This window comes from Streptomyces sp. NPDC007863, from assembly GCF_040633895.1.
GTDB lineage: Bacteria > Actinomycetota > Actinomycetes > Streptomycetales > Streptomycetaceae > Streptomyces.
Window position 1 is genome coordinate 108,361 of record NZ_JBEYEI010000013.1, and the last position, 17,803, is coordinate 126,163.

Here is a 17,803-nt window from a genome sequence, read left to right on the forward strand (position 1 = left end):
CGTCCGAGACGACCGAAAGGTGTGAACGTCCGCCCATGGGCGAGCCTCCCAGTAGCCGACATCGACACAGGCGAGATCGACACAGCCGAGATCGCGCACTCCGTGCCCCGCTGACTGATCATGGGACGGAGGTGAACCGATGACCGAAGTGCTTCTGCTCCTGGTGGCGCTGCTGCTGTCGCTGGCGTGCGGCGCGTTCGTGGCGGCGGAGTTCTCGCTGACCACCGTCGAACGGGGCGAGCTCGAAGCGGCCGTGGAGCGCGGCGAGCGCGGCGCCGCCGGCGCCCTCAAGGCCGTCAAGTCGCTCACCTTCCAGCTCTCCGGCGCCCAGCTCGGCATCACCGTCACCAACCTGGTCGTCGGCATGCTCTCCGAGCCCTCGATCGCCGCGCTGATCAAGGGCCCCGTCGAGGCGCTCGGCTTCTCCGCCTCCGTGGCCTCCTCGATCGCCCTGGTCATCGGCACGGCCCTGTCCACCGTGGTCCTCATGGTGGTCGGCGAGCTGGTCCCCAAGAACTGGGCGATCTCCTCGCCCCTCGCGGTCGCCAAGGTCGTCGCGACCCCGCAGCGCGTCTTCACCGCCGCGTTCAAACCGCTCATCAGCCACCTCAACAACACCGCCAACCGGATCCTGCGCCGCCTCGGCATGGAGCCGGCCGAGGAGCTGGCCTCCGCCCGCTCCCCGCAGGAGCTGGTGGCGCTCGCCCGCCACTCGGCGAAGGAGGGCGCCCTGGAGGCGGACACCGCCGAGCTGTTCGTCCGCACCCTGAACCTCGCCGAGCTGACGGCCGAGAACGTCATGACCCCGCGCGTCCAGGTGACCGCCCTGGAGGTCCAGGCCACCGCCGAGGACGTCGCGAACGCCACCCGCGCCACCGGTCTCTCCCGCTTCCCCGTCTACCGGGGCAACCTCGACACCGTCGTGGGCATCGCCCACATCAAGGACGTCCTGGCCATACCGGCCGACGAGCGGCGGCTGCGCCGCGTCGGCGACATCGCGCGCGAGCCGCTGCTCGTGCCCGAGACGCTGACCGTGGACAAGCTGCTCGACCGGCTGTCCGGCAAGCAGACGATGGCGGTCGTCATCGACGAGTACGGCGGCACGGCCGGCGTCGCGACCCTGGAGGACATCGTCGAGGAGGTCGTCGGCGAGGTGCGCGACGAGCACGACCCGCACGAGACCCCCGACCTGGCGCGCGCCGGGACGGACGAGGACGGCCGTCTCCTGTGGTCGGCCGACGGAGCCGCCCGCACCGACCAGCTGGAGCGCATCGGCCTGCGGGTGCCGGACGGGCCGTACGAGACGCTCGCCGGCGTCCTCGCCACCGGCCTGGGCCGCATCCCGGCCGTCGGCGACACGGTGGAGATCGACGGCTGGCGCCTCGACGTGGTCGACGCCTCCGGGCGGCGCGCCGCGCGCGTCCTGATGCACGCGCCGCTCCCCGAGGACGGGAACGAGACCGGGGAGGACCACCGATGACCGCGATCCAGCTTCTGATCGGTCTGCTCACGCTGGTCGTGAACGCCTTCTTCGTCGGCGCCGAGTTCGCCCTGATCTCGGTCCGGCGCAGCCAGATCGAGCCGCTCGCCGAGTCCGGCGACCGGCGCGCCCGCAGCGTCGTCTGGGGCCTGGAGCACGTCTCCGCGCTGCTCGCGGCGGCGCAGCTCGGCATCACCCTGTGCACCCTGGTGCTCGGCATCGTGGCCGAGCCGGCCATCGCGCACCTCCTGGAGCCCCTCTTCGACGCCGTCGGTGTGCCGCACGGCCTGGTCCACCCGATCTCCTTCGTGATCGCGCTGGCCGTGGCCACCTATCTGCACATGCTGCTCGGCGAGATGGTCCCGAAGAACATCGCGCTCGCCGAGCCGGCGAAGACGGCGCTGCTCCTCGGCCCGCCGCTGGTCGCCCTGGCCCGCGCCCTGCGGCCGGTGATCTTCACGATCAACGCCTTCGCCAACACGCTGCTCAAGCTGTTGCGGGTGGAGGTGAAGGACGAGGTGTCGGCGACCTTCTCGGACGACGAGCTGGCCCGGATGGTCACCGACGCGAGCGACGCCGGGCTGCTCGACGACCGTGCGACGGAGCGGCTGCACGACGCCCTGGAGCTGGGCCGCCGCCCGGTCCGGGACGTGGTCATGCCGGTGGAGAAGGTGCGGTACGCGCGCGTGGGCACCACCCCGGAGGAGCTGGAGGCGCTCTCCGCCGAGTCCGGTTTCTCCCGCTTCCCGGTCGTGGACTCCGACCGGCGGATCCTGGGCTACCTCCATGTGAAGGACGCCCTGGACATCACCCCGCGCGATCTGCCGTTCCCGGTGTCGGCGCTGCGGCCGATCGCCCGGGTGCGGGCGGCGACGCCGCTGGACGACGTGCTGACGGCGATGCGCCGCAGCCGGACGCACCTGGCCGGCGTGCTCGACGAGGACGGCAAGCTGGCCGGTCTGGTGACGATGGAGGACGTCCTCCGCGAGCTGGTGGGGCGCCCCCTGGCGCCGTGACGCCGGCTCCCCTCGCACGAAGGGCCCCGGGAACTCTGTTCCCGGGGCCCTTCCCGTCGCGCGGCACGGGTCGGAGCACTCGGGTCAGAGCGCTCCGGCCGCGAGCCAGTCGTCGAGGAGGCCGCGGTCGCCGGCGAGGGTGAAGCGCGGGTCGTCGGCGTCGTACCGCCGGTGGAGCAGGAGCAGCAGGTCGCCGGCGTCGGCCGTGACGGTCGCGGTCGGCTCGGTGCCGCCGCCGCCCCGGCTCCAGGCGAAGCCGCCGCCGCCGAGGACGAGCGTCCAGGCGGCGCCGCTGTCGCGGGCGTCCAGGCGCAGCACGGCGCCGTCGCGGTCCAGGTGGGCGAGCGGCTCGGCGATCCAGGGGATGTGGGGCGCGGTGGCGAGGTAGTGGTCGAGGGCCTCGGCGGCCGTGCCGGGGGCGAGCGGCCGGGCCGTGCCGGTGAGCGCGATCTCGGCGTCGGCGAGGTGGACGACGGTCTCGGCGAGGACGTGGCGCGGGTAGTGGCGGACGTACGGCTCCGCTCCCGGCGACCAGACCGGCGCCGCGGGGTCGGCCGCGCGGGCCGCGGCGACGAAGCCCTCGGCGCGGGCGGCGAACCAGGCGGGGTACGCGGCCGGGGCGGCGGGCGCGTCGAGGGCGAGGTCGGCGGCGCGGACCCGGGTGGCGGGGCGGGCGGTCACCAGGTGCGGCCCAGCCGTGGACCGTGCCGAGGTGGCGGGTGAGGTCGCCGAGCGTCCAGCCGGGGCAGGTCGGGACGGGCGTCGCCGGGTCGGCGTCGCGGACGGTGTGCGCGTACCGCCGGGCGTGGTCGGCGACGGCGTCGACGGCGGCGAGGTGGGGGTCCTCGTCGAGCCCGAAGCCCCCGGAGACCAGGAGCAGGTCCTCGCGCCGGGGGCCGGGCGGCTGCCGGCGGGCGGCCTCGCGGAAGAGCCGGTCGAGGGCGTGCCGGTCGGCGGCGCCGAGGCCGCGCAGGACGTACCCGGTGTCCTCCAGCCACCGCACGGCGGTGTCGGGGTCGAGGACGTCCTCGTCGCTGGTCTCGACCGCGGTCACCAGCCCGGCCAGCGCCTCGGCCAGGGCGTTCAGGAGCGCGTCGCTCATCGGGTTTCCCCTCCCGGGTTCTCCGAGGCGGCCACGCATACCGCGCGGTATGATCGGCTCCGCCATGGAGATCAATGCCACGTACAACAGTCTCGTCGCCGTCGGGGACAGCTTCACCGAGGGTATGTCGGACCTGAGGGCCGACGGTTCCTACCGGGGGTGGGCGGACGTCCTCGCGGGCCGGCTCGCGGGCCGCGCGCCGGGCTTCCGCTACGCCAACCTCGCCGTGCGCGGCAAGCTCATCGGCCAGATCGTCGAGGAGCAAGTCCCTCTGGCCGCAGGGATGAAGGCCGATGTGGTGACCCTCGTCGGCGGGCTCAACGACACCCTCCGGCCCAAGGTCGACATGGGCCGCGTGAAGGGCCTCCTCACCGAGGCCGTGGAACGCCTCACACCCGCCTGCGGACAGCTCGTCCTGATGCGCAGCCCCGGCCGGAACGGGCCGGTGCTCGATCGCTTCCGCCCCCGGATGGAGGAGCTCTTCGCGCACATCGACGGGCTGGCCGCCCGGCACGGCGCCCTCGTCGTCGACCTGTACGGGGCACCGGTCCTGGCCGACCCCCAGCTGTGGGACGTGGACCGGCTCCACCTCACCGCCGAGGGCCACCGGCGGGTGGCCGAGGCGGTGTGGCAGACGCTGGGGCTCGCCCCCGGGCACGACTGGCGCGAGCCGCTGCCCCCCGCCGCGCGGCCCGGCTGGGTCACCCGGCGGGTCGAGGACGCCCGCTTCGCGAAGGAGCACCTGGGCCCGTGGATCGGCCGCCGGCTCACCGGCCGCTCGTCCGGCGACGGCCGCCCGCCCAAGCGGCCGGAGCTGCTGCCGTACGAGACGCGGTCCGAGGTCTGACCGGCGGCGGGGGCGGCGGCGTGACCTGGGTCTCGTAGCAAGCTCCAGCCCGGACCACGGCGCTGGCCTGCAGAAATCACCAGTAAACTCTGGACACGTGACTGCTGCGACTGTGAAGCCCCGTATCCCCAACGTCCTGGCCGGCCGCTACGCCTCCGCGGAGCTCGCCGTCCTCTGGTCCCCCGAGCAGAAGGTGAAGCTGGAGCGCCAGCTGTGGCTCGCCGTGCTGCGTGCCCAGAAGGACCTCGGGATCGAGGTTCCGGACTCGGCGATCGCCGACTACGAGCGCGTCCTCGACCAGGTCGACCTCGGCTCCATCGCCGAGCGCGAGAAGGTCACCCGGCACGACGTGAAGGCCCGCATCGAGGAGTTCAACGCCCTCGCCGGCCACGAGCACGTCCACAAGGGCATGACCTCCCGTGACCTCACGGAGAACGTCGAGCAGCTCCAGATCCGCCTCTCCCTTGAGCTGGTGCGGGACCGCACGGTCGCCGTCCTCGCCCGCCTCGGCAAGCTGTCCGCCGAGTACGGCGAGCTGGTCATGGCCGGCCGCTCGCACAACGTCGCCGCGCAGGCCACCACCCTCGGCAAGCGCTTCGCGACCGGCGCGGACGAACTGCTCGTGGCGTACGGCCGCCTGGAGGAGCTCCTCGGCCGCTACCCGCTGCGCGGCATCAAGGGCCCGGTCGGCACCGCCCAGGACATGCTCGACCTGCTCGGCGGCGACGCCGGCAAGCTCGCCGACCTGGAGCGGCGGATCGCCGGTCACCTCGGCTTCGCGCACGCCTTCACCTCGGTCGGCCAGGTCTACCCGCGCTCGCTCGACTACGACGTGGTCACCTCCCTGGTGCAGCTGGCCGCCGCGCCGTCGTCGATCGCCAAGACGATCCGCCTGATGGCCGGCCACGAGCTGGTCACCGAGGGCTTCAAGCCCGGCCAGGTCGGCTCGTCCGCGATGCCGCACAAGATGAACACCCGCTCCTGCGAGCGCGTCAACGGCCTCATGGTCATCCTGCGCGGTTACGCCTCGATGACCGGCGAGCTGGCCGGCGACCAGTGGAACGAGGGCGACGTCTCCTGCTCCGTGGTCCGCCGCGTGGCCCTGCCCGACGCGTTCTTCGCGCTGGACGGCCTCCTGGAGACCTTCCTCACCGTGCTCGACGAGTTCGGCGCCTTCCCGGCCGTCGTCGCCCGCGAGCTCGACCGCTACCTCCCCTTCCTCGCCACCACCAAGGTCCTGATGGCCTCGGTCCGCGCCGGTGTGGGCCGCGAGCTCGCCCACGAGGCGATCAAGGAGAACGCGGTCGCCTCGGCCCTCGCCATGCGCGAGCAGGGCGTCGAGCGCAACGAGCTGCTCGACAAGCTGGCCGCCGACGAGCGCATCCCGCTGGACCGCGCGCAGCTCGACGAGCTGATGGCGGACAAGCTCTCCTTCACCGGTGCCGCCGCCGACCAGGTCGCGACCGTCGTCTCCCGGATCGAGGAGCTCGCCAAGCAGCACCCTGAGGCCGCCGCGTACACCCCCGGGGCGATCCTCTGACCCGGACCCGCCGGTTCACCCGCGAGGAACTGGAGGCCGCCCGCGACCGCGTCGTCCCCGACGTGGCCGAGGGCGGCCTCGCCGTTCTCTTCTGCGGCATCAACCCGGGCCTGATGACCGCCGCGACCGGCCATCACTTCGCCCGCCCCGGCAACAGGTTCTGGCCGGTGCTCCACCTGTCGGGCTTCACCCCGCGCCTGCTGCGCCCCGACGAGCAGGACGAGCTGCTCGCGTACGGGCTCGGCATCACCAACGTCGCCGCCCGGGCGACCGCGCGCGCCGACGCGCTGAGCCGCGAGGAGTACGTCGAGGGCGGCCGGATCCTCACCGGGAAGGTCCTGCGGCTGAAGCCCCGCTGGCTCGCGGTCGTCGGCGTCACCGCGTACCGCACGGCCTTCGGCGAGCCGAAGGCGGCGATCGGCCCGCAGGAGCGGACCATCGGCACGACCCGGATCTGGGCGCTGCCCAACCCCAGCGGGCTCAACGCGCACTGGACGGCGGAGACGATGGCCGAGGAGTACGCCCGCCTCAGGGAGGCCGCGGGCCTGCCGCCGGCCGGCGCTACGGCGGATCCACCTCGGTGACGACGGCGAGGAGCCGGAACGGCAGCTCCTTGTCCCACTGCGAGACCCCCAGCCCTATCCAGCGGCCGCCGACCCGCCACAGCACCAGGTCGGGAACGTGCGCGCACAGCACCCCCCAGGGCTCGGGCAGCTCCTCCCCCTCCATGCCCCGGGCGTGCAGCGACCACAGGCTCATCCGGTCCGGCTCGCCCCAGCGGGCCGTGAGGACGGCGGCCAGTCCGTCGCGCTCCGCCTCGTACTGCTCCTCGACCGTCTCCCGGCGCTCGACGTCGGCCTCCCAGAAGTCCTCGCTGGTGGCCAGCGCGGCGACGTGGAAGCCGGGCCCGCTGTCGAGGTCGCCGGAGCGCTCCGGCGCCGCGGGGAACGCCCGCGACCGCAGTAAGTCCAGCTCCGACAGGAGACGCGTCGTCGTCATGGGCCCAGTAAACCGTCCCCCACCGACAGTTGGCGCCGCGTCAGTCCCTCCCCGGTGGCGATCCCGGACCCCGGCGCGGATCTCGGGGCGGACACGGCCAGGACTCGGCCCGGGGGCGACTGTCGCCGCTTCCGGAACCATTGAGTACCATCCGGCTGAGACGGGCACGAGCTGGGAGGACACACGGTGGGGCGGCTGACCGGCGGGGATCCGTCTCTGCTGCGGCGGATCAATTCCGCGGTGGTACTCCATGCGCTGCGCGGCTCCGACGCGCGCACCCTCACGGACCTGACCCGGATCACCGGCCTGTCTCGGCCGACGGTCGAGGGCGTCGTCGAGGGCCTCATCGAGGGCGGTCTGGTCGTCGAGGTGGCGCCCGAGGAGGGCGAGGCCCGGCGTCAGGGCCGGCCGGCCCGCAGGTTCCGCTTCCGCGCCGAGGCCGGCCATCTGCTCGGCATCGAGATCGGCCCGCACCGCGTCGCCGCGCTCCTCTCCGGCCTGGACGGCCGGATCATCGGCGCCGGCGCCCGCGAGGTGTCGGAGACCGCGCCCGAGGACGAGCGTCTCGACAAGGTGCGCGCGGTCGTCGCCGACGTGCTGCGCCGGGCCGGGGTCCCCCGGTCCAGTCTGCGGGCGGTCGGCGTCGGCACCCCCGGCATCGTGGAGGCCGACGGGACGGTCCGGCTCGGCACCGCGCTCCCCGGCTGGACGGGCCTGGCGCTCGGCGAGCGGCTGCGCCGCTCCTTCCGCTGCCCGGTGATCGTGGAGAACGACGCCAACGCGGCGGCCGTCGCCGAGCACTGGAAGGGCGCCGCGACCGACTCCGACGACATCGTCTTCGTCCTCGCCGGGCTGAGCCCCGGGGCGGGCTCGATGATCGGCGGCCGGCTGCACCGCGGTTACGGCGGCGCGGCCGGCGAGATCGGCGCGCTGCACCTGCTGGGGCGGGGCGTGACGCCGGAGCACCTCCTCTCGACGACGGACGAGCCGCTGCACCCGCTGGACGAGCAGGCCGTGGCGGAGGTCTTCACACTGGCGAGGCAGGGCGACGCGCGGGCCCAGGCCGCCGTGGAGCGGTTCACCCAGCGGCTGGTGCACGACGTCGGGGCGCTCGTCCTGGCGCTCGATCCGGAGCTGGTCGTGGTCGGCGGCTGGGCGGCCGGCCTGGACGGGGTGCTCCCGCCGCTCCGCGAGGAGTTGGCGCGTTTCTGCCTGCGCCCGCCGAGGGTGGTGCTCTCGCTGCTCGGCGAGGCCGCCGTCGCGACGGGCGCGCTGCGGCTCGCCCTCGACCACGTCGAGGAGCAGCTGTTCGCCGTCGAGGGCGGGGTGACGGCCCGCCGCTGAGCGTGCCCGCGCGCGTGCGTACGACGAAGACCCGGCCTCGGTGAGGCCGGGTCTTCGTCGTACGGACCGGGGCGGCGTGCGGCCCCTCGGATCAGGAGGCCATCACCAGGTCGGGGGAGTCGCCGAAGGTGAGGCGGCAGGTGTCGGCACGGTAGGTGGCGACGGAGACGGCCGCGGTACGTCCTGCGGAGAGGTAGCGGGTCGTCACGACGAGGACCGGCGAACCCGGCAGCCGGTCGAGCTCCCTGGCGTCGTCGGCGCGCGCGGACCCCAGCTCCACGGAGCGGTCCTGGCCGTCGAGGGCGAGGTGCTGGAGCTCGCGCAGCACGGCGGGGGCGCTCGCGGCGCCGTCGGCGTCGGCGGTGAGCCCGGCGACCGAGGCCGAGGGCACGTAGAGCAGCTCGGCGGCGACGGCCTGTCCCTGGCTGAGGCGCACCCGGCGCACCACGTGCACGGACTCGCCGGCCGGGGTCTCCAGGAGGCGGGCGACGGCGGCGGGCGCCGTGCCGAGGACGGAGTCCTGGGCCTGCCAGGCGTCGTCGCCGACGCCGGGCCAGGCCTGCTGCGTGGTCGAGACGTCGACACCGACGCGCGGGGGCGCGACCGTGGTGCCGACACCGCGGCGGCGCTGGAGGCGTCCTTCCAGCTCCAGCTGTTCCAGGGCCTGGCGGAGCGTGGCCCTGGCGACGCCGAAGCGGGCCGCGAGCTCGCGCTCGTTGGGCAGGATCTCGCCGACCGCGAAGTCGGAGTCGAGAGCTTCGCCGATCACCGTCTTGAGGTGCTGGTACTTCGGTTCCTGAACCGCTTCCAGCTGTGTGGTCCCCACCCTGTCCTCCGAATTCGCCGTGTCCCGCGGCGTTTCCGCGCCCTTGTTTATTAAAGGTTCCTGCACTAACTCTGCGACGATAAGGCGAGCCACCACCTTGGTCAAGACCAATCCTCTGCCGAACGTCCGGAAATGTGACCCTCTGACCTTGATCGTTCACAGGACGTTCGCACCTTCGTGAGGCGCGCGCAGCACAAGGCCCCGCCCGCCGGATCGGCGGGCGGGGCCCGAAGTCGTCGTGCACGGCTCTTGAACTGGCGGCTACCGACCGGTAATCCTTGCTGACAGGACGTCTAAGAGGATGTGCGAGGGAGCCGCCATGCCTGCACGGATCGCGTTCGAGTTCGAGACCCCGCGGGGGCCGCGCACCACGTCCCTGGCGTACGAGCGCCGCGGGACGGGCGAACCACTGCTCCTGCTCCACGGCATCGGCCACCACTGGCAGGCCTGGGAACCCGTCCTCGACGTGCTGGCCGCCGAGCGCGACGTCATCGCCGTCGACCTGCCCGGCTTCGGCGCCTCCGACGGCCTCCCGCCCGGCTGCGCCTACGACCTGTCCACCGTGACCCCGGTGCTCACCGCCTTCTGCGCGGCCCTCGGCGCCGAGCGCCCGCACGTGGCGGGGAACTCGCTCGGCGGACTGCTCGCCCTCCAGCTCGGCCGCGAGAAGGCCGTCCGCTCGGTCACCGCCCTCTCCCCCGCCGGATTCTGGTCCGAGGCCGAGCGCCTCTACGCCTTCGCAACCCTGCGCGCGATGCGCGCCTCGGCCCGGGCGATGCCCGTCCCCCTCATCGGCCGGCTCTCCCGGACCCCGGCCGGCCGCACCCTGCTCACCAGCACCATCTACGCCCGGCCCGGCCGCCGTTCACCCGAGGCGGCCGCCGCCGAGACCATGGCGCTGCGCGAGGCCACCGGCTTCGGCGAAACCCTCGCGGCCGGCCGCGGCGTCCTCTTCCACGACGACGTCCCGTCCGTGCCGGTCACCGTCGCCTGGGGCAGCCGCGACCGGCTGCTCCCGCGCCGCCAGGGCGTCCGCGCCAAGCGGACCCTGCCCGGCGCCCGCCTGGTGCGGCTGCCCGGCTGCGGTCACGTCCCGATGAACGACGACCCCGCGCTCGTCGCGCGCGTCGTCCTCGACGGCAGCGCCACCGGCTGAACCGGCCGCCGCCTTCCGCCGCGTCAGGAGCCCGGTGCCGAGCGCGGCCCCGGCTCCGACCAGCAGACCGCCGGCCGCCTGCGGCAGCCCGAGCGCCGCCTGGCCGACCACGGCCGCGCTCAGCGCCGCCGCCACCGGGATGGCGCCGGTGTAGAGCGTGGCGCGCTCCATGCCGATCCGCTCGACCCCCATGTAGAAGAGGACGAAACCGACGACGGTCGCGAGCACCGCCTGCCACAGCAGCGCCCCCGCCTCCACCCCGGTCGGCATCCGCACGAAACCGGCCCCGTCCACGGCGAGCCCGAGCAGCGCGGCCTCCACGGACCCGACCCCGCAGACGGCGACCGTGAGCAGACGGGGCCCGAGCGGGCGCAGCACCGGCACCGCGAGCACGGTGAAGCCGACCTCGCCCGCCAGCGCCGCCACCGACCAGCCGAGCCCGGCCGGGTCGGTGCGCCCCCATCCCTGCACGGTGAAGGCGCCCACGGCGACGAGCAGCGCCCCGTACAGCACGGGCGGCGCGGGCCGCCGTCCGTCGAGGAGCGGGACGAGGACGGCGACCACGATCGGCGCGCAGCCGACGACGACCCCGGGGACGGCGGGTTCGGCGGTGCGCTCGGCGGCGAGGACCGCGAGGTTGAAGCCGACCATGCCGACGGCGGCCAGGACCGCGATCCGCGCCCACCGGCGGACGCCGAGGAGCCGGAGCGGGGCGAGTCCGCCGCGGCCGAGGAGGGGCAGGAGGAGGAGACAGGCGGCGCCGTACCGAAGGGCCTGCCCACCCGCGTACGGGTAGTCGCCGAGCAGGCCGTTGGCGGTGAAGGAGGCGCCGACGAGGGCGTAGGCGAGGGCCACGAGCAGGACCCCGCGCAGGGCGTTCGCGTTCATGCTCCCGACGCTAGGGAGCCGGGCGGTCCCGGTTAAGGTCCACTTCCATGACGCCATCGGGGACCACTTCGGGCGAGGCCGGAACGACCGGGACGCCTTCGGGGACCGCCTCGGACGCGGCCGGGACGCCCGCTCGGGACAGCGGGGCGCAGGCCGCCTGGGAGGTGCTGCTCCCGGCGGCCGGGGCGCCCGCCCGGCGACGGGGCCGGGCGCTTCAGGAGGCGCTGCGCGAGGCGGTGCGCTCCGGGTGGCTCGCGGCCGGCACCCGGCTGCCGTCCAGCCGGGCGCTCGCCGCCGACCTGGGGGTCTCCCGCGGTCTGGTGACGGAGGCGTACGAGCAGCTGACGGCCGAGGGCTATCTGCGCAGCGACCGGGGCTCGGGGACCTGGGTCGGCGGCACGGTGCGTACGGGGCGGGCGGCGGCGGCCGCGGATCCCGGCGGCCCCCCGGTGCCCGCGCCCGGGGTGTTCGCCGACTTCCGGCCCGGCACCCCCGATCTGTCGCTGTTCCCGCGCGCGGCCTGGGCGGCGGCGCAGCGGGCGGTCCTCACCGGGCTGCCGCACGGCGCGCTCGGCTACCCGGACCCCCGCGGGCTGCCCGTGCTGCGCGCCGCGCTCGCGGCGCTGCTCGCCCGGCGGCGCGGCGTGGTGGCCGACCCCGACCGGCTGGTGGTGTGCTCCGGGGTGGCGCAGGCGACGACGCTCCTGGGCACGGTGCTGCGGACGCGCGGGCACCGCGCGGTGGGCGTGGAGGACCCCGGCAGCCCGGAGCACGACCGGCTCTTCGCGGCCACGGGCCTGGACGTGGTGCCCCTGCCGCTCGACGGGGAGGGGCTGCGTCCCGGTCCGCTCGCCCGGGCGGACGTACGGGCCGTGGTGGTGACGCCGGCGCACCAGTTCCCCTCGGGGATCGCGTGGTCGGCGGAGCGGCGCGGGATGCTCCTGGACTGGGCGCGGACGGTGGACGGCCACGTCCTGGAGGACGACTACGACGGCGACTTCCGGTACGACCGGGCGCCGGTCGGCGCGCTGCAGGGCCTGGACCCCGAGCGGGTCGTGTACGCGGGCTCGGTGAGCAAGTCGCTCGCTCCGGGGCTGCGGCTCGGCTGGATGGTGCTGCCCGAGGCGCTGCTCGACGAGGTCGTCGAGCGGAAGCGGACCATGGACCTCGGGCATCCGTCGCTCGACCAGGCGGCGCTGGCGCACCTGGTGACGAGCGGGGGGTACGACCGGCAGCTGCGCCGCTGCCAGCGCGCGTACCGCGAGCGGCGGGACGCCCTGCTCGCCGCCCTCGAACGGCACTTCCCGGGCACGTCGGTGACCGGCATCGCGGCGGGGCTGCACGTCATCGCGCGCCTGCCGGCCCGGTACGGGCCCCCGGACCGGTTCGTGGCGCGGGCGGCGGGCGCCGGGGTGGTGCTGCGCCCGCTGGAGGAGTACGGGACGGCGCGGCCCGCGGACGGGGCGGTACGGCTCGTGATCGGGTACGCGCACCTGGCGCCGGCGGTGATCGCGGAAGGGATACGGCGCACGGCGGAGGCGCTCGGCGGCCGGTGAGCGGGCGCCGCGGCGAGCTGTTCACGCGGGGTTCGCGCGGGCGCCGCTCCCGGCGGCTAGGCAGGGGGCGTCCGGTGCGAACTCGCGCACCGGTGACCGGCCTTGACGTCCGCAAGCCGTGACGTCCGGTCGCCCTGACGCGCCCTCGGAGGCTCCGTATGACCATGAACCCGCCGCCCGGTTCCGACCCCGCCACCCCTTCGACCGTGCCCATGCCCGCGCCGGCTCCGGTGTCCGCGCCGGCGCGCCGTGGCGTGCTGCGGGGCTCGCTCGCGGTCTCCGCCGGACTCGCCCTGGGCGGCGCCGGGTTCGCGGCGCCTGCCTTCGCCCTGTCCGGGCGCCCCGAGGCGCGGTGGGGCGTCCAGGCCGGCGACGTCACCGCCCGTTCGGGGCTCGTGTGGGTGCGGTCGGACCGGCCCGCCCGGATGATCGTCGAGACCTCGGCGACGGAGTCGTTCCGCCGGGTCCGCCGCCACCCCGGTCCCCTCCTCGGTCCGGACACCGACTTCACGGGGACGACGGCCCTCCACGGCCTGCCGGCCGGCGAGCGGATCCACTACCGGGTCGTCCTCGCCGACCCGCACGATCCGCGGCGTACGAGCGAGGCGCTCACCGGCACCTTCCGGACGGCTCCGGAGCGGCGCCGCGACGGCGTGCGGTTCCTGTGGTCCGGCGACATCGCCGGGCAGGGGTGGGGCATCAACCCGGACATCGGCGGCTTCCGCGCCTTCGAGGCGATGCGCCGCCTCGACCCCGACTTCTTCCTGTGCAGCGGTGACGCCGTCTACGCCGACGGGCCGCTGCAGCCGTCGGTGACGCTCCCCGACGGGCGGGTGTGGCGCAATCTGATGACGCCGGAGAAGGCGAAGGTCGCCGAGACGCTCGACGAGTACCGCGGCACCTTCCGCTACAACCTGCTCGACCGGAACGTCCGGGCCTTCAACGCGCAGGTGCCGACGGTGGCGCAGTGGGACGACCACGAGGTGCGGAACAACTGGTACCCGGGGCAGATCCTGGACGACCCGCGCTACACCGAGAAGGACGTCGACGTGCTCGCCGCCCGGGCCTCCCGCGCCTTCTCCGAGTACTACCCGGTCTCCACGCTGCGTCCCGGGGCGGGGATCGGGAGCGGCGGGCGGATGCACCGGGTGGTGCGGTACGGGCCGCTGCTCGACGTCTTCGTGCTCGACATGCGCTCGTACCGCAACGCCAACTCGCCCGGCCGGCAGGCCGACGACACCACGGGCATCCTCGGGGCGGAGCAGCTCGCCTGGCTGAAGCGGGAGCTGGCGGCCTCCCGGGCGGTGTGGAAGGTGCTCGCCGCCGACATGCCGATCGGGCTCGTCGTCCCGGACGGGGCGACCGCCTTCGAGGCGATCGCGCAGGGCGACCCCGGCGCGCCGCTCGGGCGGGAGCTCCAGATCGCCGAGCTGCTGCGCTTCGTCAAGCACCGGCGGATCACCGGCACCGTCTGGCTGACCGCGGACGTCCACTACACCTCCGCGCAGCACTACGTGCCGGAGCGGGCGGCCTTCCAGGACTTCGCGCCCTTCTGGGAGTTCGTGTCGGGCCCGCTGGCCGCGGGCGGCTTCCCGGCCAACAGGCTCGACGGCACCTTCGGCCCGGAGCGGGTCTTCGTGCGGGCGCCCGAGCGGGCGAACGTGTCGCCGATGGAGAGTCCGCAGTACTTCGGCGAGGTGGACATCGACGGCGGCAGCGGGGAGCTGACGGTGCGGCTGCGGGCGGACGACGACGCGGTGCTCTTCACCAAGGTGCTGCGGCCGGGGCTGGTGGGGCAGTAACCTCCGGGGAAAGGACTCCGCCAGGGGACCGATCACGACATGGCAGAAGTGGACCTAATCGGTCGGAAATGCGCCAGATCGCCACTTAACCCGCCAGTCACAAAGCGTTCGTGATCACGCAACACCACTCGGTCACAGTGAAGTCATGACCGACGTGACGTCCTCGAAGAGCACCCGCCGCCCGCACCACTGGCGGCACGACCTGATCGAGCTCGCGGCCCTGTTCACCGCCGTGGTGGTGGCCGACACGATCGCCAAGACCATCGTCAAGGGACCCGACGGCCCCTACCTGCTGGTCTTCTCGGCGATCGCGCTGGCCGCCACCGCGGGCTTCCACACCTGGTGGGCACGGAGGCACAGCCATGCCCCACCCACACCGACACCCGCGGTCGCACCGACACCCGCCCCGGTCCACGGATCCGCCCCGGACGGCGCGCCGGAGTCCACCGGTACCGCCCTGTGGCGGCTGCGGACGACGGTCGACGACACCCCCGGCAGCCTGGCCGCGCTGTGCACCGTGCTCGCCCGGCTCGGCGTCGACATCCTGACCCTCCAGACGCACCCGCTCACCGAGGGCACGGTCGACGAGTTCCTGCTCCGCGCCCCGGCCGCCCTCTCCGCCGCCGACCTCGCCCGCGAGACCGCCGCCGCCGGCGGGCGCGACACCTGGACCGAACGGGCCGACGCCCACGACCTCGTGGACACCCCCACCCGCGTCCTGGGCCTCGCCACCCGCACCGCGCTCGACGCCGCCGAACTCCCCCTCGCGCTGCGCCGCCTCCTCGGCCGCTGCACCCTGCACTCGATCCCGGCGGTCTCCCTCACCGGGCGGCCCACCGGCGAGGAGGCCCCCGTCGAGGGCGTCCTGGAGGAGACCGTGATGAAGCTGCGCGACCCCAGCGGGGGCACGCTGCTCATCGAGCGGCCCCATCTCCCCTTCACTCCCACCGAGTTCGCCCGGGCCCGCGCGCTCGTCGAGCTCGACGCGCGGCTCGGCCCCCGCGTCCCGCGCAGCCAGGACGTGTTCACCCTCCCCGAGGGCAACGAGATCACGGTCCGCCGCGCCGACCAGCGCGACCTGCCCGCCGCCCGTGCCCTGCACGAGCGCTGCTCGGCCCGCACCCTGAGCCTGCGCTACCACGGGCCGGTCGGCGACGCGGACCGGTACCTCGACCACCTGCTGAGCCCCCGCTTCGGCCGCACCCTCGCCGTGCAGACCGCCTCCGGCCGGCTCGTCGCCCTCGGCCACCTGCTGTGGGACGGCGACGAGACCGAGGTGGCGCTGCTCGTCGAGGACGACTGGCAGCGCCGCGGGATCGGCTCCGAACTCCTCGGCCGACTGGTGGCGATGGCGGAGGAGGCCGGGTGCGAGAGCGTCTACGCCGTGACCCAGGCCTCCAACACCGGCATGGTCGCGGCGATGCGGGCGCTCGGCCTGCCCCTCGACTACCAGATCGAGGAGGGCACCCTGGTGATCACCGCCCGGCTCGACCCGGCAGCGCGACGGAGTGAGCAGACGCGTCCGCAGGCCCGTCGGAGCGAGCGCTGAGCGCTTCGGTGAGGTCGCGCCACAGGTCCTCGACGTCCTCCAGGCCCACCGACATCCGCAGCAGCCGGTCGCTGACGCCGGACGCCCGGCGGTCGCCCTCGTGGACGATGCGGTGGCTGATGGACGCGGGGTGCTGGATCAGGGTGTCGACGCTGCCGAGGCTGACCGCCGGGGTGATGAGCCGGACGCCGGCGATCACCTCGTGCGGGTCGCCGTACACCTCGAAGGAGATCATCGCCCCGCCGATCGCCGGGTAGTGGACGCGGGCGATCCGCGGGTCGGTGGCCAGCCGGCGCACCAGCTCGGCGGCGGTCGCGGAGGCGGCGCGCACCCGGACCGGGAGGGTGGAGAGCCCCCGGAGCAGCAGATAGCCGGCGAACGGGTGGAGCACCCCGCCGGTGGCGAAGCGGACCCGGCGCAGCTCGCGGGCGAACTCCTCGTCACAGGCGACGACGCCGCCCATGACGTCGCCGTGTCCGCCGAGGTACTTGGTGGCGCTGTGCAGGACGATCCGCGCGCCGAGACCGGCCGGGCGCTGCAGGACCGGGGTGGCGAAGGTGTTGTCGACCAGGAGCGGCACCGAGCCGCAGGAGTGGGCGACGGCCCGGATGTCGACCTCGGCCAGCGTCGGGTTGGCCGGGGACTCCACCATCACGAGGCCGGTGTCGGGGCGGATCGCGTCGGCGACGCCCGCCGGGTCGGTCCAGGTGACCTCGGTGCCGAGCAGCCCGGCGTCCAGGAGGTGGTCGCTACAGCCGTAGAGCGGGCGGACCGCCACGACGTGCCGCAGGCCCTGGCTCGCCCGGGCCAGCAAAACAGCGGTCAGGGCGGCCATGCCGCTGGCGAAGGCGACGGCGGCCTCGGTGCCCTCCAGGCGGGCGAGGGCGTCCTCGAAGCGGGCCACGGTCGGGTTGTCGAGCCGGGCGTAGACGGGCGGGCCCTCGGGCCGGGCGCCGGTCGCGGCGAACTCGTCGATCCGGGCGGCCTCCGCCCGGGCGTCGAACGAGGGGTAGGTGGTGGACAGGTCGAGCGGCGGGGCGTGCAGCCCGAGCGCGGCGAGGTCTTCCCGGCCGGCGTGCACGGCTTCGGTGGCGAGCGCCTTCGGGGTGGCCGAAGGGGCGTGATCCATGGCGTCCATGGCCCGCACTGTGAACGGATACCGGAAGGTAGTGGAGAATCTCCGTGCTACGTTCGGCGGATGGCCGAATCTGTCGTACTGGACGCGGTCGATCTGCACATTCTCCGCCTTCTGCAGAACGACGCCCGGAGCACCTACCGCGAACTCGCCGCCGAGGTCGGCGTCGCCCCCTCCACCTGCCTGGACCGGGTGGCCCGGCTCCGTCGCACCGGGGTGATCCTGGGCCACCAGCTCCGACTGGATCCGGCCAAACTCGGCCGCGGTCTGGAGGCGCTGCTGCTCGTCCAGGTCCGGCCCCACCGGCGTGAACTGATCGGTCCGTTCGTCGACCGGATCCGGGCCCTGCCCGAGTCCCGGGCGCTCTTCCACCTCACGGGACCCGACGACTACCTGGTGCACGTGGCCGTCGCCGACCCCGCCGACCTGCAACGACTCGTGCTCGACGAGTTCACCTCGCAGCGCGAGGTGGCCCGGGTCGAGACCCGGCTGATCTTCCAGCAGTGGGAGTGCGGCCCGCTCCTCCCGCCCGGCGCGGGAGCGTCCTTGTCAGCCGTGTGAGG

15 protein-coding genes and 1 pseudogene are annotated in these 17,803 nt (G+C 74.5%); 11 read left to right on the forward strand and 5 right to left on the reverse strand.

Annotated elements, in window-relative coordinates; genetic code table 11:
* Positions 1-139 precede the first annotated feature (139 nt).
* Both ABZ621_RS21375 and ABZ621_RS21380 read left to right on the forward strand, forming a co-directional pair.
* Positions 140-1,480, forward strand: a complete 1,341-nt coding sequence (locus ABZ621_RS21375; protein WP_360606778.1) for a hemolysin family protein — start codon at positions 140-142, stop codon at positions 1,478-1,480.
* Positions 1,477-2,496 (forward strand): hemolysin family protein, encoded by a 1,020-nt coding sequence (locus ABZ621_RS21380; RefSeq protein WP_360606780.1) that lies wholly within the window; start codon positions 1,477-1,479, stop codon positions 2,494-2,496. The genes ABZ621_RS21375 and ABZ621_RS21380 overlap by 4 nt, the downstream gene beginning before the upstream one ends.
* An 84-nt stretch (positions 2,497-2,580) precedes the next feature.
* Here ABZ621_RS21380 and ABZ621_RS21385 read toward each other — a convergent pair whose 3' ends face one another.
* Complete coding sequence (locus ABZ621_RS21385; RefSeq protein WP_360606782.1) at positions 2,581-3,177, reverse strand: maleylpyruvate isomerase N-terminal domain-containing protein; 597 nt, start codon at positions 3,175-3,177, stop codon at positions 2,581-2,583.
* Between the two features lie 485 nt (positions 3,178-3,662).
* On the opposite strand from ABZ621_RS21385, the gene ABZ621_RS21390 reads away from it, so the two are divergent.
* The 3 genes from ABZ621_RS21390 to mug all read left to right on the forward strand — a co-directional run bounded on the left by ABZ621_RS21390 (position 3,663) and on the right by mug (position 6,569).
* Positions 3,663-4,445, forward strand: a complete 783-nt coding sequence (locus tag ABZ621_RS21390) for an SGNH/GDSL hydrolase family protein (RefSeq protein ID WP_360606784.1) — start codon at positions 3,663-3,665, stop codon at positions 4,443-4,445.
* Positions 4,446-4,542: 97 nt separating this feature from the next.
* Positions 4,543-5,985, forward strand: coding sequence for an adenylosuccinate lyase (purB, locus tag ABZ621_RS21395; protein WP_360606786.1), 1,443 nt, complete (start codon positions 4,543-4,545; stop codon positions 5,983-5,985).
* 62 nt (positions 5,986-6,047) lie between these two features.
* Complete coding sequence (mug, locus tag ABZ621_RS21400; RefSeq protein ID WP_360606788.1) at positions 6,048-6,569, forward strand: G/U mismatch-specific DNA glycosylase; 522 nt, start codon at positions 6,048-6,050, stop codon at positions 6,567-6,569.
* Here the strand turns inward: mug and ABZ621_RS21405 are convergent.
* Positions 6,547-6,984, reverse strand: a complete 438-nt coding sequence (locus ABZ621_RS21405) for a hypothetical protein (RefSeq protein WP_360606790.1) — start codon at positions 6,982-6,984, stop codon at positions 6,547-6,549. The genes mug and ABZ621_RS21405 overlap by 23 nt on opposite strands.
* 186 nt (positions 6,985-7,170) lie before the next feature.
* Between ABZ621_RS21405 and ABZ621_RS21410 the strand changes: the two genes are divergently transcribed.
* Entirely contained in the window at positions 7,171-8,328 is a 1,158-nt protein-coding gene (locus ABZ621_RS21410; protein WP_360606792.1) for an ROK family transcriptional regulator, read from the forward strand.
* A 91-nt stretch (positions 8,329-8,419) separates the two neighbouring features.
* Here the strand turns inward: ABZ621_RS21410 and ABZ621_RS21415 are convergent, their stop codons facing one another.
* Positions 8,420-9,154, reverse strand: a complete 735-nt coding sequence (locus ABZ621_RS21415) for a GntR family transcriptional regulator (protein ID WP_360606794.1) — start codon at positions 9,152-9,154, stop codon at positions 8,420-8,422.
* Between the two features lie 319 nt (positions 9,155-9,473).
* Here ABZ621_RS21415 and ABZ621_RS21420 point away from each other — a divergent pair, with 319 nt between their 5' ends.
* On the forward strand, positions 9,474-10,310 hold the full coding sequence (locus ABZ621_RS21420; RefSeq protein WP_360606796.1) for an alpha/beta fold hydrolase: 837 nt from the start codon (positions 9,474-9,476) through the stop codon (positions 10,308-10,310).
* A 51-nt stretch (positions 10,311-10,361) separates the two neighbouring features.
* Here the strand turns inward: ABZ621_RS21420 and ABZ621_RS21425 are convergent.
* Positions 10,362-11,255 (reverse strand): annotated as a pseudogene (locus tag ABZ621_RS21425) (DMT family transporter); the annotation flags it as partial.
* On the opposite strand from ABZ621_RS21425, the gene ABZ621_RS21430 reads away from it, so the two are divergent.
* The 3 genes from ABZ621_RS21430 (at position 11,246) to ABZ621_RS21440 (ending at position 16,105) form a co-directional block, all read left to right on the forward strand.
* Entirely contained in the window at positions 11,246-12,754 is a 1,509-nt protein-coding gene (locus ABZ621_RS21430) for a PLP-dependent aminotransferase family protein (RefSeq protein ID WP_360606798.1), read from the forward strand. The pseudogene ABZ621_RS21425 and the gene ABZ621_RS21430 overlap by 10 nt on opposite strands.
* A gap of 212 nt (positions 12,755-12,966) precedes the next feature.
* Positions 12,967-14,556, forward strand: coding sequence for an alkaline phosphatase D family protein (locus tag ABZ621_RS21435; RefSeq protein ID WP_360607006.1), 1,590 nt, complete (start codon positions 12,967-12,969; stop codon positions 14,554-14,556).
* A gap of 145 nt (positions 14,557-14,701) precedes the next feature.
* Complete coding sequence (locus ABZ621_RS21440; protein WP_360606800.1) at positions 14,702-16,105, forward strand: GNAT family N-acetyltransferase; 1,404 nt, start codon at positions 14,702-14,704, stop codon at positions 16,103-16,105.
* Here ABZ621_RS21440 and ABZ621_RS21445 read toward each other — a convergent pair.
* Positions 16,032-17,243, reverse strand: coding sequence for a PLP-dependent transferase (locus ABZ621_RS21445; RefSeq protein ID WP_360606802.1), 1,212 nt, complete (start codon positions 17,241-17,243; stop codon positions 16,032-16,034). The two genes, ABZ621_RS21440 and ABZ621_RS21445, sit on opposite strands and share 74 nt — an antisense overlap.
* A gap of 60 nt (positions 17,244-17,303) precedes the next feature.
* Between ABZ621_RS21445 and ABZ621_RS21450 the strand changes: the two genes are divergently transcribed.
* Positions 17,304-17,801 (forward strand): Lrp/AsnC family transcriptional regulator, encoded by a 498-nt coding sequence (locus ABZ621_RS21450; protein ID WP_360606804.1) that lies wholly within the window; start codon positions 17,304-17,306, stop codon positions 17,799-17,801.
* Positions 17,802-17,803: the final 2 nt, after the last annotated feature.

Coding starts and splice junctions, on each gene's coding strand:
- ABZ621_RS21375 (WP_360606778.1), top strand. CDS start 140: ATGACCGAAGTGCTTCTGCTCCTGGTGGCGCTGCTGCTGTCGCTGGCG.
- ABZ621_RS21380 (WP_360606780.1), top strand. CDS start 1,477: ATGACCGCGATCCAGCTTCTGATCGGTCTGCTCACGCTGGTCGTGAAC.
- ABZ621_RS21390 (WP_360606784.1), top strand. CDS start 3,663: ATGGAGATCAATGCCACGTACAACAGTCTCGTCGCCGTCGGGGACAGC.
- ABZ621_RS21405 (WP_360606790.1), bottom strand. CDS start 6,984: ATGACGACGACGCGTCTCCTGTCGGAGCTGGACTTACTGCGGTCGCGG.
- ABZ621_RS21420 (WP_360606796.1), top strand. CDS start 9,474: ATGCCTGCACGGATCGCGTTCGAGTTCGAGACCCCGCGGGGGCCGCGC.
- ABZ621_RS21430 (WP_360606798.1), top strand. CDS start 11,246: ATGACGCCATCGGGGACCACTTCGGGCGAGGCCGGAACGACCGGGACG.
- ABZ621_RS21435 (WP_360607006.1), top strand. CDS start 12,967: ATGCCCGCGCCGGCTCCGGTGTCCGCGCCGGCGCGCCGTGGCGTGCTG.
- ABZ621_RS21440 (WP_360606800.1), top strand. CDS start 14,702: ATGACCGACGTGACGTCCTCGAAGAGCACCCGCCGCCCGCACCACTGG.
- ABZ621_RS21445 (WP_360606802.1), bottom strand. CDS start 17,243: ATGGACGCCATGGATCACGCCCCTTCGGCCACCCCGAAGGCGCTCGCC.
- ABZ621_RS21450 (WP_360606804.1), top strand. CDS start 17,304: ATGGCCGAATCTGTCGTACTGGACGCGGTCGATCTGCACATTCTCCGC.